12 protein-coding genes and 1 tRNA gene are annotated in these 15,419 nt (G+C 72.0%); 3 read left to right on the top strand and 10 right to left on the bottom strand.

The window, feature by feature from the left end; genetic code table 11:
- Nucleotides 1-145 precede the first annotated feature (145 nt).
- Nucleotides 146-233: transfer RNA gene (locus BRM3_RS02775), tRNA-Ser, on the bottom strand.
- 257 nt (nt 234-490) lie between these two features.
- Here BRM3_RS02775 and BRM3_RS02780 point away from each other — a divergent pair.
- Nucleotides 491-2,614, top strand: coding sequence for a S9 family peptidase (locus BRM3_RS02780; protein ID WP_263594583.1), 2,124 nt, complete (start codon nt 491-493; stop codon nt 2,612-2,614).
- Nucleotides 2,615-3,217: 603 nt separating this feature from the next.
- On the opposite strand, the gene BRM3_RS02785 is transcribed toward BRM3_RS02780, so the two are convergent.
- From BRM3_RS02785 to BRM3_RS02825, 9 genes are all read right to left on the bottom strand, one after another.
- Nucleotides 3,218-4,066, bottom strand: coding sequence for a MetQ/NlpA family ABC transporter substrate-binding protein (locus BRM3_RS02785; protein WP_263594584.1), 849 nt, complete (start codon nt 4,064-4,066; stop codon nt 3,218-3,220).
- 202 nt (nt 4,067-4,268) lie between these two features.
- Nucleotides 4,269-4,964 carry a methionine ABC transporter permease gene (locus tag BRM3_RS02790; RefSeq protein WP_263594585.1) on the bottom strand — a complete coding sequence of 232 codons (696 nt, stop codon included), beginning with the start codon at nt 4,962-4,964 and terminating at the stop codon, nt 4,269-4,271.
- Nucleotides 4,961-5,977 carry a methionine ABC transporter ATP-binding protein gene (locus tag BRM3_RS02795; RefSeq protein ID WP_263594586.1) on the bottom strand — a complete coding sequence of 339 codons (1,017 nt, stop codon included), beginning with the start codon at nt 5,975-5,977 and terminating at the stop codon, nt 4,961-4,963. The genes BRM3_RS02790 and BRM3_RS02795 overlap by 4 nt, the downstream gene beginning before the upstream one ends.
- Nucleotides 5,978-6,505: 528 nt before the next feature.
- Nucleotides 6,506-7,732 (bottom strand): anhydro-N-acetylmuramic acid kinase, encoded by a 1,227-nt coding sequence (locus BRM3_RS02800; RefSeq protein WP_263594587.1) that lies wholly within the window; start codon nt 7,730-7,732, stop codon nt 6,506-6,508.
- Between the two features lie 11 nt (nt 7,733-7,743).
- Nucleotides 7,744-9,327: a glycoside hydrolase family 3 N-terminal domain-containing protein gene (locus BRM3_RS02805; RefSeq protein ID WP_263594588.1), complete on the bottom strand. Its 1,584-nt coding sequence runs from the start codon at nt 9,325-9,327 to the stop codon at nt 7,744-7,746.
- A 7-nt stretch (nt 9,328-9,334) separates the two neighbouring features.
- Nucleotides 9,335-10,162 (bottom strand): carbohydrate ABC transporter permease, encoded by an 828-nt coding sequence (locus BRM3_RS02810; protein ID WP_263594589.1) that lies wholly within the window; start codon nt 10,160-10,162, stop codon nt 9,335-9,337.
- Nucleotides 10,159-11,142 carry a carbohydrate ABC transporter permease gene (locus BRM3_RS02815; RefSeq protein ID WP_263594590.1) on the bottom strand — a complete coding sequence of 328 codons (984 nt, stop codon included), beginning with the start codon at nt 11,140-11,142 and terminating at the stop codon, nt 10,159-10,161. The genes BRM3_RS02810 and BRM3_RS02815 overlap by 4 nt, the downstream gene beginning before the upstream one ends.
- Entirely contained in the window at nt 11,139-12,437 is a 1,299-nt protein-coding gene (locus tag BRM3_RS02820) for a sugar ABC transporter substrate-binding protein (RefSeq protein ID WP_263594591.1), read from the bottom strand. Before BRM3_RS02820 ends, BRM3_RS02815 begins: the two co-directional genes overlap by 4 nt.
- A gap of 400 nt (nt 12,438-12,837) precedes the next feature.
- Nucleotides 12,838-13,155, bottom strand: coding sequence for a MazG nucleotide pyrophosphohydrolase domain-containing protein (locus tag BRM3_RS02825; RefSeq protein ID WP_263594592.1), 318 nt, complete (start codon nt 13,153-13,155; stop codon nt 12,838-12,840).
- A gap of 244 nt (nt 13,156-13,399) precedes the next feature.
- On the opposite strand from BRM3_RS02825, the gene BRM3_RS02830 reads away from it, so the two are divergent.
- Together BRM3_RS02830 and BRM3_RS02835 are read left to right on the top strand one after the other, a co-directional pair.
- A complete protein-coding gene (locus BRM3_RS02830) occupies nt 13,400-14,506 on the top strand; it encodes an ABC transporter ATP-binding protein (protein ID WP_263594593.1) in 1,107 nt (368 codons plus the stop codon).
- Nucleotides 14,503-15,336 carry an ABC transporter permease gene (locus tag BRM3_RS02835; protein ID WP_263594594.1) on the top strand — a complete coding sequence of 278 codons (834 nt, stop codon included), beginning with the start codon at nt 14,503-14,505 and terminating at the stop codon, nt 15,334-15,336. The genes BRM3_RS02830 and BRM3_RS02835 overlap by 4 nt, the downstream gene beginning before the upstream one ends.
- The last annotated feature ends 83 nt before the right edge of the window (nt 15,337-15,419 follow it).

The following is a 15,419-nucleotide window of genomic DNA, read 5'->3' on the forward strand; positions in this document are numbered from 1 at the left end:
TGCGGCTCCTCGGGACGACGGGCGGCCCGTCGCGCGGGCACGGGATCGGAGGGCCCAGGCGACACGCGCCACAGGTGCTCCGCATCGAGAAGCTCCCCGGGTCGAGGACCCGGGGAGCTTCTCGGCGGTCCGTACGGACCTTCAGCGGTAGCGGCGGGATTTGAACCCGCGGTACGGGGTTACCGTACACGACATTTCGAGTGTCGCACCTTCGGCCGCTCGGACACGCTACCGCCGACGATCCTACCGTCGGGCCGCGGACAGGGCCAAACCGCTCGACGTCGCTGCGACGCAGGTCACCGCGCCCCGCATCGCACCGCACCGGCGTCGACGGCTGTGTGCACGCCCCGCCGCGGGCCGTGAGGACGCCGCGGTCCGCACGGGCAGACCGTCACCCGCCTTCCCCACCAGGAATGGATCGTGCGCCCCGTCCGTGCGCAGGCATGCGACCGCTCAGCCCTCCTCCACCGCTCCCGGCTAGGCTCGACGGGTGACCGAGCAGACCCCCACCCCCGCCCTTCCCGAGCCGCCCCGACCCGAGGCCCGACCCACCGAGCGCACGTTCCACGGCGACACCGTCGTTGACGAGTACGAATGGCTGCGCGACAAGGAGGACCCGCAGGTCATCGCGCACCTCGAGGCGGAGAACGCCTACGCCGACGCGCGCACCGCCCATCTCGCCGATCTCCGGTCCCGCCTCGTCGACGAGTTCGTGGGCCACACCCAGGAGACCGACCTGTCCGTGCCCGTGCGCCGCGACGGCTGGTGGTACATCACCCGCACCACCGAGGGCCACGACTACCCGGTCTTCACGCGGGTCCGCGACGAGGGCTCGATGCCCGAGGTCGTGCCCGGGACGCTGCTGGAGGGAGAGGAGGTCCTGCTCGACGCCCAGGCCGAGGCGGCGGGCCACGAGTTCTACTCCCTCGGAGGCTTCCACCCTTCCCCCGACCAGGACCTCCTGGCCTACGCCGTCGACGTCGCGGGCGACGAGCGCTTCGACATTGTCGTCACCGGTCTCGACACCGGTGAGATCGTCGACGACGCCGTGCGGGGCGCCGGCTACGGCCTCGCCTTCAGCACCGACCAGCAGTGGCTGTTCTACGCGCGCGTCGACGACGCGTGGCGTCAGCACCAGATCTGGCGCCACCGGCTCGGCTCGAGCGCCGAGGCGGATGTGCTCGTCCTCGAGGAGCCGGACGAGAAGTTCATGATCGGCTTCGAGACCTCGCGCGACGCCTCCACGCTCGTGATCCAGTCCGCCTCGACCACGACGACCGAGGGCTGGCTGCTCGACCTCGCCGACCCCACGTCCGCGCCGCGTCCCGCGGGTGGCCGCCGTCTGGGCGTCGAGTACGCCCTCGAGCACGCGGGCGATCAGCTGCTCGTGGTCCACAACGACGGCCATGAGGGCTTCGCGCTCGCGACCGCCCCACTCGAGGATCCCGGCGCGTGGACGACGATCCTGAGCGCGGGCGAGGGCGAGCGTTTCGAGGGTGTCGACGCCTTCGCGGGCGCTGCGGTGATCGAGCTGCGCTCGGGCGGCCTCGCGGCCGTGCGCGTCGTCCCGCGCCGCGAGGACGGCTGGGACGTCGAGGGCGCGTGGGGCATCGACCACGGCGGCGAGCTCGACTCGGTGTGGCTGGGCGAGAACCTGATCTGGGACGCGACGAGCCTGCGCTACGAGCTCACGAGCCTGCTCACCCCGTCGACCGTCGCCGAGGTCGACCTGGCCACGCGCGCGACGACGGTGCTCAAGCGCACGCCGGTGCCCGGTTTCGACCCCGAGCTCTACGTCGAGCGGCGCCTGTGGGCCACGGCGGCCGACGGCACCCGCGTCCCGCTGTCCGTCGCGATGCGCCGTGAGGTCACCGCCGACGGCGGCAACCCCGGCTACCTGTACGGGTACGGCAGCTATGAGATCTCGATGGACCCGTCGTTCGTCGCGACGCGACTGTCGCTGCTCGACCGCGGGGTCGTGGTCGCGATCGCCCACATCCGCGGCGGCGGGGAGATGGGCCGGCCCTGGTACGAGCACGGCAAGCTGCTCGAGAAGAAGAACACCTTCAGCGATTTCGTCGCGGCCGCCGACGCCCTCATCGAGGACGGCTGGGTCGCACCGGATCGGCTCGCCGCCGAGGGGCGCAGCGCCGGCGGCCTGCTCATGGGCGCCGTCGCGAACCTGGCCCCGGACCGCTTCCGGGCGATCATGGCGGGCGTGCCGTTCGTGGACGCGCTCACCACGATCCTCGACCCCTCGCTCCCGCTCACGGTCGGCGAGTGGGAGGAGTGGGGCGACCCGCTGCACGACCCCGAGGTGTACGCGTACATGAAGGAGTACACCCCGTACGAGAACATCCGGGCGACCGAGTACCCGGCGATCTTCGCCTCGACCTCGCTCAACGACACCCGCGTGTTCTTCGTCGAGCCCGCCAAGTGGATCGCCCGGCTGCGGGAGACCGTCACGTCGGACCAGGTCGAGCGGCCCATCGTGTTCCGCTGCGAGATGGTCGCCGGGCACGGAGGCCGCTCCGGGCGCTACGCCAAGTGGGACCAGCGGGCCGACGAGCTCGCGTGGCTGCTCGACCAGATCGGCGCGACCGAGCGGATCTGACCCGCGCGGCGGGTCGCCGTCCCCATCGAGGTCTGCGCGCGGGTCGCCACCGGCCATCGAGGTCTGCGCGATAGTCGCCACCGGGCATGCCTGGCGGCCCTCGCGCAGAACTCGAGTGCTCAATGGGTGCCCGCGGCCCTCTGTCGACAACCCGGCCGGCGGGGCGAGATCGACGCGCGCGTTCCTGTCGCGTCCACACATCGACGCGCGCGTTCCTGTCGTGTCCCCGCATCGACGGGCGCGTTCCCGTCGTATCCCCGGATCGAGAGGCACGTTCCTGTCGCATCCACGGATCGACGCGCACGTTCCCGTCGCATGCCCGGATCGAGAAGCACGATGACGTCGCTCTGCCGGCGGAGAGCGACGTCATCGTGAGACTGGATGGGTCATTCCGACATCAACGTGACACTGGATGGGGCACCCCGGCGCCACCGCGACACGGGTCAGGGCATGCCGACGCGGACGAGCCTCTGGATCGAGCGACCGCTGAAGAAGCGCCCGCTCGCCGGTGCCGGCCGCGGGCAGCAGCCTCCTGGCGATGGGCCTCCAGCCACGCACCACCAGCGGCCGCTACGACCGCTACGACCGCGGCGTGAAGCCCGGTCAGAAGGCCGGGATCACCGAGCCGTCGGTGTAGGTGCTCGTGATGAACGAGCGCACGTCGTCGGAGTGGATCAGCTCGTCGAGCTTCGTGAGGCCGGCGTTGTCCTTGTCGGCCTCGCGGCACACGACCATGTTGGCGTAGGGGCTGCCCTCGCCCTTCTCGAGCACGATCGCCTGCTCGGAGGGCTTGAGGCCAGCCTCGAGGGCGTAGTTGCCGTTGACGACCCCAGCGGCGAAGTCGCCGAGCGAGCGCGGGATCTGCGCCGCCTCGATCTCGGTGAACTTCAGGTTCTTGGGGTTGTCGGCGACGTCGCCCACCGTGACCTCGGTGGGCTCGACGCCGTCCTTGAGGGTGATGACGCCGTTGTCGGCGAGCAGGCTCAGACCGCGGCCCCGGTTGGCGGGGTCGTTGGCGATCGCGACCTCGCCGCCCTCGGGAAGCTCGTCGAGGCTCGTGATGGACTGCGAGTACAGGCCCATGGGCTCGACGTGCACGCCGTCGAACGCGTGGAACTCGTATCCCTTCTCCTTCTCCTGGGACTCCAGGAAGTTCGGGGTCTGGTAGAAGTTCGCGTCGATGTCCCCGTCGTTGAGCGCCTGGTTGGGGATCTGGTAGTCGGTGTAGGGCGTGATCTTGAGGTCGAGGCCCGCGTCCTTGGCGAGGTTGTCCTGGATGAACTGCAGGATCTCGGCGTGGGGCTTGGGCGAGGCGCCGATGTTGATCGTGGTCACGCCGTCCTTCTCCTCGGGGCCGCTCGCGCCGCCGCCGCCCGCGCCGCACGCGGACAGGGCGAGCGCGGCGAGGCCGGCGCCGGAGACGAACAGGGTGCGGCGGTTGATGGGGGTCACAGGGATCTCCTCGGGTCTGGGGATGCGATGCGGTCGGCGACCGCGGGGACAAGAGGGGCCGACGGGCCGGGCGAGCGGGTCCGACGGGATCGGGCGGGCGGTCCCGGCCGGATCGGCCGGGTACGCCCGGTCGGGCAGGGCCGGGTCGAGCAGGGCGGGGTCGGGTGGGACGGGGTCGGGTGGGACGGGGGCGGGCGGGTGGTCAGGCGTGGCGCGCCCGGTGGTCGACGGCGCGGGCGAGAGCTGAGCCGAGCAGCTGCACGGCGATCACGATGACGATGAGCAGGACGACGGTCGCGACCATCACCACGTTGTCGTAGCTCTGGTACCCCATGCGGTTGGCGAGGTCGCCCAGCCCCTTGCCGCCCACCGTGCCGGCCATCGCGGTGTAGCCGATGACGGCGATCGTGGTGGTGGTGAGCGAGCCGATGATGCCGGGGAGCGCCTCGGGCACGAGCACCTGGCGGATCACCTGCCAGCGGGTGGCGCCCATCATCTGGACCGCCTCGATCTTGCCGGCGGCGACCTCGCGCAGGTTGATCTCGATCATGCGCGCGAGGAACGGGATCGCGGAGATCGTCAGCGCGAACATAGCGGCGTTGGGCCCGGTCACGCGCCCGACCACGAAGCGGGTGACGGGGATCAGCGCGATGATCAGGATGATGAAGGGGAACGAGCGTCCGATGTTGACGATGAAGCCGACGACGCGGTTGACCCAGCGGGCGGCCGTGCCGCGCGAGCGCTCGGTCTCGAACAGCAGGATCCCGAGCGGGAGGCCGACGATGGTCGCGAAGACCATGGTGCCGAGCGTCATGTAGAGCGTGATGAGCGTGTTGGACCACAGGCTCGAGTTCGAGTCCCAGGTCGTGAAGACGGGGTTCTGCCACCAGGGCGTCATCGGGTCACCTCCTGGGCCACGACGCCCTGGGCGTCGAGCGCGTGAATGAAGGCGTCGAGGCCTTCCCGGCTGATGGGCGCGCCGGAGTCGTTGCGCAGGGCGAGCTGCACGCGCCCGACCTGCCGGCCGCCGATGGTCTCGATGGTGCCGGCCACGATGGTGGCGTGCGCGCCGCGCTCGCCGGCCAGGCGCACCAGGTCATCGCTCGTGCGGAGGGTCTCGGAGTCGCCGTAGTCGCAATTGACGACGAGGGCGCTGATACCGGTCGGGGCGGGCGGCAGCGGGATCAACTCGGACGAGAGCGGCCCGTGCGGATCGCTCGCGACGTCGAGGAGACCTCCGGACTGCACGACGCGGCCGCCCTCGAGGAGCGTCACGGCGTCGCACACCTCGCGCACGACGGACATCTCGTGCGTGATGATCACGACCGTGATGCCGAGCCGGTCCCGCAGGTCACGGATGAGTGTGAGGATCTGGCGGGTCGTCGAGGGGTCGAGCGCACTCGTCGGCTCGTCGCACAGGAGCACCTTGGGCTCGGCGGCGAGGCCACGGGCGATGCCGACGCGCTGCACCTGGCCACCCGAGAGCTGGGCGGGGTGGTTGTGCTCGCGCCCGCTCAGGCCCACGAGCTCGACCAGCTCGGCGACCCGCTGCTCGCGGCGGGCACGGGGCACGCCCGCGATCTCGAGCGGATGGGCGATGTTCTGGGCGGCGGTGCGGGAGTCCAGCAGGTTGGCGTGCTGGAAGACCATGCCGATGTTGCGGCGGGCGGCGCGCAGGGAGGCGCCGTCGAGCGCGGCGATATCGGTCCCGTCGATGCTCACGTGTCCCGAGGTGGGCTTCTCGAGCCCGGTCAGGCAGCGGATGAGGGTCGACTTGCCGGCGCCGGAGCGACCCACGATGCCGTGGATCTGACCGGCGTCGACGGTGAGGTCGATGTCGTCGAGCGCGACGACGTCGGCTCCGCCGCCAGGGGCGGGGAAGACCTTGGTGAGGCCGTCGAGAGTGATCACGCCGGGCAGTCAACCAGAGGCCGCGCTCGACACCTGCACGCACGTTCACATAACGACCACTTTCGGCGGTCATCGTGCCCGATGTCACCCTCGGTCGCGCGCGAGGCGGCGCGCAGGGTGATCCGCGCCGCTCGTGATGAGGAGCGGACGGGGACCTGGTCGCCGAGACGCGCACCTTCTACCGGGACTTCTACGACTACGACCTGTCCGAGGACGACGCGCAGCGCATCATCGCCGGTCAGGCCCCGGCGAGCAGAGCGCAGGCGGGAGCGGGGGCGCCCTGGTCGAGCGCACCCGAACCTGCGCCCGCACCTGCATCCGCATCCGCATCCGCATCCGCACGACGACACATCGAGATCGCCTTTTCCGGCGGGATCCGAGCGGAATTCCACCGAGAAAGGCGATCTCGATGCGTGCGGCCCACGACCCGCGGGGCCGTGAGCGTGTCGATGCCCGTGATGCGAGGGTTGCGCTCCTCGGTGGGCGAGGCGAGCGCGACGAGCGACCGCCCGTCCGCGGGAGCCGGGGTCACCGGTCCTCCGGGGGCGCAGGCGGAGATCGGACGATCATCCGGCGGATCGAGCCCGGGCGGGGCTCGAGACCGGCGGGCAGGACCGGCGGGGTCAGCGCGCCGAGCACCACCGCGGCGTCCGACCCCGTGACGGTGCGGCCGTCGGGCGCGAGCGGCAGGGCCGGCATCCCGTGGACGCCGAGGTAGCCGAGCAGCGCCATCAGGAGCGCCTCCTTCGCGTCGGGCGGGACGCCGAGGGCGCTCGAGTCCTCGAGACGGGCGGGCGCCATGAGCGCTTCGAGCCGTTCGACGAGGACGGGATTGCGCATGCCGCCACCCGAGCCGATCACCCGGTCCACCCGGTGCGGCGCGAGGGCCTGGGCGACGGTGGTCGCCGTGAACTCCGTCAGGGTCGCCACCAGGTCCGCGGTCGGCATCCCCGCGGGATCCGGAACGGCGACGCCCCCGGGCCCCGCGAGCGCGGCCTCACGGACCCGGCGCGCGACGTAGTCGCCGTCGAAGTGCTCGCGGCCCGTGGACCGGGGCAGCGGCAGGGAGAAGAAGGGGTCGGCGAGCAGGATCTCGAGCAGAGCCCGGTCCACCTGGCCCGTGCGGGCCAGGCGGCCGTCCTGATCGCACGAGAGCGCGCCGTCGGTGGCCTCGTGCACGGCGGCGTCGATCAGGGCGTTCGCGGGCCCGAGATCACCGGCGAGCACGCCGTCCGCGGTGGTCACGGTCGCGTTGGCGATCCCGCCCAGGTTCAGCACCGCACTGCCCGGGCCCGCCCCGAGCAGGGTGTCGAGCACGGGGGCGAGGGGCGCCCCGTGCCCATGGCGGGCCAGGTCCGCCGAGCGCACGTCGTACAGGACGCTCGTGCCGGTCGCAGCGGCGACCCGTGACATGTCCCCGATCTGCAGGGTGCCCCACGCGTGTCCGTCGGCGTCGACCCCGTGGAACAGGGTCTGGCCGTGGCAGCACACCAGGTCCGCTCCCCCGCCGGCGTCCAGGGCACGCGCGGCAACGTGCGCGAAGTGGTCGCCGACCTCGGCGTGCAGACGGGTCCAGGTCCCGACGTCGCTCGTGGCCGGCGCGAGCACGCCCAGCAGGCGGCCGCGCAGGTCGGTGGGCCACGGATGCTCACGGACGTCGAGCAGATCCGCGTGCAGGAGCCCGGGATCGTCCTCGTCGCGGTGCAGGTCGACCAGGGCGGTGTCCACCGCGTCGATCGAGGTCCCGCTCATCATGCCGAGCACCCTCACGCGGAACCTCCCGTGGCGCCGGCGGTCCGGCCGGCGGCGAGCAGCGCCTCGACCGCGGCGCGCATGGGCACGAGGCCGCCGCCGAGGGTGAGCACGAGGTGCCGATGGGCGGGAGCCGCGTCCGGCACCCCGATGTGCACCACGATCGCGTCGGGCCGGGCGGTGATCACCTCCTGGAGGCGCCGCTCCTCCGGCGGGTCGGCGCGGGGCAGCCGGGTCACGACGAGCACCGCGCGGTCGTCTTCGAGGTCCGAGACCGCCTCGGCGGCGGTGGCGTCGATCCCCTTCTCGGTGAGGGCCTCGAGCAGGTGCACGGGGCGGATCCTCGCGGCGTGGTCGACGCGGCCGCGGGCGTCGACCACGACCACGGGGGTCCCGTCCAGGGCCGCGGAGCGGATGTCGATCGCCCTCGCGGCGGCCCGGGGCCCGAGTCGCGCGAGCGTGCCGAGGGCGTCCGCGAGGTCTCCCTGCCCGTGCAGCCGGCGTCGTCGGCGCAGGGCGCCGGCCGCCTCACGGGTCCGCAGGGCCCGGGAGGCGAGGTCCTCGCGACGGATCCGGCCGGACGCGACCGCTCCGACCAGAGCATCGTGCGCCTCACGCACCATGCCCAGGTCGTCGCGACGCAGGGATGTGCCCAGGCACAGCAGGTCGGCGCCGGCCTCGACGGCGCGGACGACGGCCTCGCCGACGCCGGGATCGGCGGCGACCGCGGCCATGTCCAGCGCGTCGGTGACGATCAGGCCGTCGAAGCCGCCGCGGGAGACGTCCCGCAGCAGCGGGGCCGACCACGGGGAGATGGACGCCGGCCCCTCGCCCAGGGCGGGCACGAGGATGTGCGCGGTCATCACCGCGTCCAGCCGCGGGGCGATGGCCCACGGCGCGAGGTGCTCGGCGCGGAAGGCGTGCTCGTCCAGGTCGATCCGGGGCAGGTCGGTGTGGGAGTCGGTCGCGGTCGCCCCGTGCCCCGGGAAGTGCTTGCCGCACGTGCCCACGCCGGCCGACCGCAGCCCGGTCGCGAAGGCCTCGGCGTGACGGGCGACGAGATCGGGCGTCGCCCCGAAGGCGCGGGTGCCGATCACGGGATTGGCGGGGTCGGTCGAGACGTCGAGCACCGGGGACAGCGCCAGGTCCAGGTCGCATGCGTGCAGCAGGCCACCGAGGGCGGCCCCGACCTCGGCCGTGAGGGCCGTGTCGTCGACCTGGCCGAGCGCCCAGGCGGTGGGCAGCGACGACCCGGTCCCGGCCTGCAGACGGGTGACGTCGCCGCCCTCCTCGTCGATCGAGACGAGCGCCTGGGCGGAGATCCCGTGGATCTCCCGCGCCAGGTCCCGGGCGGCCTCGGGGCTCGGGGTGTTGTACCCGAACAGGATGACCGAGGCGAGGCCGCCCTCCAGGGCGCCGCGCGCCCACTCCGGGACGGTCGTGCCCTCGATCGGCGCCATCAGCACGCCGAGGGCGTCGCGGTCCCAGGTCCCGGCGAGCCCGGTGCCGGCGCCGGGGGTGCCGGCACCCCCAGCATCGGCGCCGTCGGCACCGAGGGCCTCGGCGCCCTGCGTGGCCGGGTTCGTGTCGCTCGTCATCGACGCCTCATCCCTTGACCGCGCCCTGGGTGAGGCCCTTGGCCAGGTTCTTCTGCACGAGCACGAAGAAGATCACGACGGGCAGGGCGATCAAGGTCGAGGCCGCCATGACCGGGCCCCAGTCCGCGGTGTTCTGGGTGAAGAACTGCCGCAGGCCCACCCCGACGGTGTACTTCGAGCTCTCCTGCATGAAGGTGAGCGCGAAGATGAACTCGTCCCACGCGGTGATGAAGCTGAACACGGAGGTCGCCACGAGTCCGGGGCCGACGAGCGGCAGCAGGATCGAACGGAACGTGCGGCCCCAGCTGGCGCCGTCCACGTAGGCGGCCTCCTCGAGCTCCTTGGGCACCGCCGCGACGAAGCCGCGCAGGTTCCAGATCGCGAAGGGCAGCGAGAACGCCAGGTAGACGACCACCAGCCCCGCGAGGGAGTTCAGCAGGTGCAGCGACTTGGCCTGGATGAACAGCGGGATCACGAGGGCCTCGAGCGGCACCATCTGCACCATGAGCACCAGGATCAGCACCCCGGTGCGGCCGCGGAAGCGGAAGCGGGCGACGGCGACCGAGGCGAGCAGGGCGACCAGCGCGGAGATCAGCACCGTGGCCACCGCGACGATCGCCGAGTTCTTCACGTACCGCAGGAACCCGGCGTCCACGAGGACGAACCGGAAGTGTTCGAGGGTGAACCCGGTGGGCAGCACGCTGCCCCCGCGGGCGAGCGGGTTCGGGTCCACCGCGGTCGTGATCATCCAGTAGAAGGGGAACAGGGTCACGACGATCAGCACGACGACGCCGAGCGCCTTGGCCGGTTTCGCGAGCGGGCTGCGGCTCCTCACAGCTCCTCCTCCTTGAGCAGGGTGCGCATGTAGATCACGGAGACGACCAGCAGTACGACGGTCAGCAGCACCGCGATCGCGGAGCCCATGCCGTACATGCCCTGGGAGAAGGACTCGGAGTAGGACCACACGCCCAGATTCATGACCTGTCTGTTGGACCCGTCGCCGCCGGGCATCAGATAGATCTGTGTGAAGACCTTGAAGTCCCAGATGGTCGAGAGGATGACGCACACGGCGAGCACCGGTCGGATGCCGGGCAGGGTCACGTGCACGAACCTCTTCCACGCCCCGGCGCCGTCGAGGGCCGCCGCCTCGTACAGCTCGAGCGGGACCCCGATGACGGCCGCGAGCACGGTCACCGCGATGAACGGGAACCCGTGGTAGACGACGTTGAGCAGCGCGATCCCGTAGAAGGCCCATCGGTTCGTGAACCAGTTCCAGGATCCGGCATCCATGATCCCGAGGCTGTCCATGAGGTTCGTGACCAGGCCGTTCAACGGATCGAACAGCCACACGAACACGTAGGTGCCCGAGAGCGCGGGGATCGCCCAGGCGATCATGACCACGGTCGTGCAGATGCTGCGCCACACGGTGCCCAGCGTGTTCAGGAACAGGGCGACCCCGATCCCGACGACGATCGTGACCACGACGCAGACGATCGCGAAGCCCACGGTGTTGGGCAGCACGGTCTTCCACAGGAAGCCGTCGGTGAGGATCTTGGTGTAGTTCTCGATGCCGATGTAGTTGGACTCGCCGCGCACCAGGTTCCGCAGCCGGTAGTCCTGGAAGGACAGCATCAGCACCCGCACCAGGGGCCACAGCAGCAGCACCGCGAGCAGGATCAGCCCCGGGGCCAGCAGGGCCCAGGGCGCGGCGCCGCGGGCGAGGCGGCGCCCCAGCGGGACCTGCCGGCGCTCGAACGGCCGGCCGCCGGACGAGGCGCCGGAGATCCCGGTCGGGACGGGGGTCGCGTCGGTCATCCGCCGAAGATCTCGTTCATCTCATCGGCGGCGGCGTCGGCGGCCTTCTGCGGATCGGTGCCGCCCAGCACGTCGGACATGAGGGTGGTCAGGGTCTTCTTGCCCTCGATCTGCCCCCAGGCCGGGGTGACGGGGACGGTCGTGCCGCCCTCGGTCATCTGCTGGGCGAAGACCTTGGTCAGCTCGTCGCCCTGGTCGATCACCGCGTCCAGGGCCTTCTGCTCGCCCGGGAAGTAGTTGGTGTCGGTGGCCCACTGGGTGGCGAAGTCGCCGGTCGCCATGAGCTTGATGAGCTCGAAGGCGAGCTCGGGCTCCTCGGTGTCGGCGAATCGGCACAGGTGCGAGCCGCCCAGGAACGACGGGGCGATGGCCTTGTCCTTGGCCGGGATGGTGTACGCGACCAGGCGGCTCGCGAGGTCGGGGTCGTCGTCCTTGATGGTCGCGGGCACCCACGAGCCGGTGATGAACATGGCGACCTTGCCCTGCTGGAACGCGGCCAGGGAGTCGGTCTCGAGCCAGGTCGAGGCGGCGGCGGTCGAGGCGTCGTGCTTGAGCGCCAGGTCCGCGTACCAGCTGATGCCCTCGACGGACTCGGCGGAGTTGATGGTCGCCGTCCACTTCCCGCCGCTCTCGGTGGCCAGGTCGCCGCCGGCGCCCCAGATGAACGGGGTCAGCGAGTAGGAGCTGGCGCCGGCGACGGGGAACGGGATCGTGTCGGGGTTCTTCGCCTTGAGCGTCTCGATCTTGCCGAGCAGGTCGTCCCAGCTCCCGGGCTGTCCCTCGACCCCGGCGTCCTCGAGGATCTTCTTGTCGGCGAGGATCGCGCGGACCCCGGCGTACCAGGGCATGCCGTAGAGCTTGCCGTCGATCGTGCCGGCGGTGACCAGGCCCTCGACCAGGCCGTCCTTCAGCCCGGCCTTCTCGATGTCGTCGGTCAGGTCGTCCAGGCCGCCCGCGTCGGCGAACTCGGGGGTCCAGGTGGTGCCCACCTCGGCGACGTCGGGGCCGGTGCCGCCGCTCATGGCGGTCACGAACTTGTCGTGCGCGCCGTCCCAGGGCTGGACCTCGACGGTCAGGTCCGCTCCGGTCTTGTCCTTGAACGCCGTGGTGATCGCGTCGATGTACTCGTCGGTCTTGGCATTGGTGCCCTGCATGATCCACAGGGTCAGGGACTTGCCCTCGTTGGCGTCCTTGTCGGTGGGATCCGTGCTGCTGCCCCCACCGCCGCACGCGGCCAGGGTGAGGGCTGCGCTGCCCGTCGCGCCCGCGGCGAGCAGGCTCCTGCGTGTGATCATCATTTCTCCTCGGTCCGGTCCGGTTCCCCGGGCGCTTCGTTGAACTCGTGGTCGACCTGCAGTGATCGAGGCAACTTTTGCAACCGATCTCCACAGTGGAAGTTAGCATCATCACGGAGATCGTCCGAGGCGGAGGGCGGCAGTTACCGAGCTGTGACCGCTTCCGATGACGGATCGAGGCGCTCGTCTCGGTGGGCTTCGGTGACGACACCCGTGTCTGCTTCGTCCCGCCGCCGCGGAATCGCGAGCACGATGCCGTCCGCACGAGGGGCGAAGCCCCCGCCTCGCCCGCCCTTCGTGAGGTCGCGGACGGCCCGCCACACCGCGGCAGCGCCCGGTCCGACGGCGAACCGGCATCCGAAGGTTGCCCGGCGGGCCCCGCGCACGCGCTGAGCGGCCCTCACCGAGCAGCCGGACGTCTCCACGCGAGCCACTTGCGGTCGACCGCCGCCGAGAGGTCGACGCCGAAGCGCTGCGCGATGAGCAGGACGTGGGCGAGCACGTCGGCCAGCTCCGCGCGCAGGTCCTCGTCGAGCTCGGCGCCCGCACGTCCCTTGTCCCGCGCCTGGCCGGCCCGCGCGAGATAGGCCTGCGTCAGCTCGCCGACCTCCTCGTTGAGCTTGAGCAGCAGCCAGTCGCCGGTGCGATCGATCCCGTGCCGCTCGGCGTACAGAGCGGACACCGCCTCGACCTCGTCCCTGAGCGTGTCGATGTCCATGGGCGGAGTCTGCCACGCCCACCGCGCCCTCCCACGGGCGGAGGGAGAGCAGGTCCCGGCACGGAGTCACCAGGCCGCCCGGAGCCGCAAGGCCCCGCGCCCCGGGCGGCAGGGGAGCCGACATGACACATGTCAGTGCCCGTCCGTGCATCGCTCACGACAGCTCGTGAGAAGCCGCCCTACCAGCCATCTCGGCGTCCCGGAAGGCTGGGATCACCGACATCGACCACGGAAGGACAGCGCCATGACCACCACGCAGAGCACGCCGGAGGGCACCGGCTCCCGGCCCGGCGCCGCCGGTGAACCCGGCCGCAGCCGCCGCGCCACCGGAGCCGGCATCGGCCGGGCCGACGCCGCTGCCCGCACCTCCTCCGCGGGCCGACCGCGCGACACCCGTCCCGTGACCGACGAGGCCGCGGTCATCTCCGCCTCGGGGCTCGAGCGGCGCTACGGCTCGCACCGCCACGGCCACCTCGCCGTCGCTGGCATCGACCTCGAGATCCGGCGCGGTGAGCTGTTCGCGCTGCTCGGCACGAACGGCGCCGGCAAGACCTCGACCCTCGAGGTGCTCGAGGGCCTCGCCCGCCCCACCGGCGGCAGCGTGCGGGTGTTCGGCGCGGACCCCTACCGCGACCGGGGCACCGTGCGCCCGCGCCAGGGCCTCATGCTCCAGAGCGGCGGGTTCCCGGCCGACCTCACCGCCCGCGAGGCGCTGCGCATGTGGTGCGCGACGCTGAGCACCCCGCGCCCGCTCGATGCGGTGCTCGAGGAGGTCGACCTGTCGCATCGCGCCTCGACACGCATCTCCGCGCTGTCGGGAGGCGAGGTCCGCCGCCTCGACCTGGCCTGCGCGGTCGCGGGCGGCCCGGAGCTGCTGTTCCTCGACGAGCCCACCACGGGGCTCGACCCCGAGTCGCGCACCCGCACCCAGGAGCTCATCGCCCGTCTGCGGGCACGCGGCACGACGATCGTGCTGACCACCCACTACCTCGACGAGGCCGAGGCGCTCGCCGACCGGATCGCGATCATGCACCGCGGGCGCATCGTGCGCCGCGGGGCCCTCGCCGAGGTGATCGCCGGGCACCCCGCACACCTGCGCTTCCGTCTCGCCACCGGCCTCGCGGAGCTGCCGTCCCTGACGGGCGACGTCGCGATCGACGGACGCGACCGGATCGTCGTCACCACGACGGCGCTCCAGGACGACCTCGGTCGCCTGCTCGACTGGGCGAGGTCGCGTGGGGTCGCCCTCCTCGACCTCGATGCGCGGGCCCCGAGCCTCGAGTCCGTGTTCCTGTCCATCGCCGGGTCCGAGACCTACGCACCCGCGCTCACCGAAGGAGCCTCCGCATGACCTCCCCCGCGCTGACCCGCCCCGCCGCGCCGGCCGCCCAGGCGTCGCGCACCCGTCGCCCGCACCGACTGCTCGGCCTCGCGCGCGCCGAGCTCACGCTGCTGCTGCGCAACCGGATGCAGCTGTTCATCGCGCTCGTGATGCCGCTCGCGATCCCGCTGATGTACATCCCGCTCAAGAACGCGGGCATCGGCGGCCCCGCTCTCGCCGGAGCCCTCGGCTCGATGTACGTGGTCGCGCTCCTGTTCGTCGTCTACTACAACCAGCTGTCCACGTATGTGGCCCGCCGCGAGTCGCTCGTCCTCAAGCGGCTGCGCACCGGGGAGGCCTCCGATGCGACGGTGCTGACGGCCACGGCGGTCCCGGCAGTGGTCATCGCGCTCGTCATGCTGACCCTGATGACCGCCCTCGCGGTCCCGCTGCTCGACCTGCCCGTCCCCTCGCACCCGCTCCTGCTCCTCGCGGCCGTGGCCCTCGGCGCCGCCGTCTTCGTGCCGCTCGCGCTCGCGACCGCCAACATCACCCGCACGGTCGAGTCCGCGCAGGTCACGTGCCTGCCGTTCATCGCGATCGCGATCGTGGGCGCGGGATCGGCCCTGCCGCTCGACCTCATGCCCGAGTGGTTCCGCCGCATCATCGACGTCATCCCGACCGCTCCGCTCGTCTCGCTCGTCCGCCTCGGGTGGCTGGGCACCGACGCGGCCGGTGCCGCGCTGTCCGCGAGCGACGTGTGGCGCGACGCCGGCCCGCAGGCCGGGATCCTGGTGATCTGGTTCGTCCTGGGCTGCTGGTTCGTCTCGCGGCGCCTGCGCTGGGAGCCGCGCGCCTGAGCGGCTCCGCTCCACCCCGTTCGGCCCCCCCGTCGGGCGCCGCTCGGCGGCGCGTCGGCCATCACCTCGCATGGAAGGATCGA

Origin of the sequence: Brachybacterium huguangmaarense (assembly GCF_025725725.1) — a bacterium.
Classification (GTDB): domain Bacteria; phylum Actinomycetota; class Actinomycetes; order Actinomycetales; family Dermabacteraceae; genus Brachybacterium; species Brachybacterium huguangmaarense.

Coding starts and splice junctions, on each gene's coding strand:
- BRM3_RS02800 (WP_263594587.1), bottom strand. CDS start 7,732: ATGATGAGCGGGACCTCGATCGACGCGGTGGACACCGCCCTGGTCGAC.
- BRM3_RS02790 (WP_263594585.1), bottom strand. CDS start 4,964: ATGACGCCCTGGTGGCAGAACCCCGTCTTCACGACCTGGGACTCGAAC.
- BRM3_RS02835 (WP_263594594.1), top strand. CDS start 14,503: ATGACCTCCCCCGCGCTGACCCGCCCCGCCGCGCCGGCCGCCCAGGCG.
- BRM3_RS02830 (WP_263594593.1), top strand. CDS start 13,400: ATGACCACCACGCAGAGCACGCCGGAGGGCACCGGCTCCCGGCCCGGC.
- BRM3_RS02815 (WP_263594590.1), bottom strand. CDS start 11,142: ATGACCGACGCGACCCCCGTCCCGACCGGGATCTCCGGCGCCTCGTCC.
- BRM3_RS02805 (WP_263594588.1), bottom strand. CDS start 9,327: ATGACGAGCGACACGAACCCGGCCACGCAGGGCGCCGAGGCCCTCGGT.
- BRM3_RS02825 (WP_263594592.1), bottom strand. CDS start 13,155: ATGGACATCGACACGCTCAGGGACGAGGTCGAGGCGGTGTCCGCTCTG.
- BRM3_RS02820 (WP_263594591.1), bottom strand. CDS start 12,437: ATGATCACACGCAGGAGCCTGCTCGCCGCGGGCGCGACGGGCAGCGCA.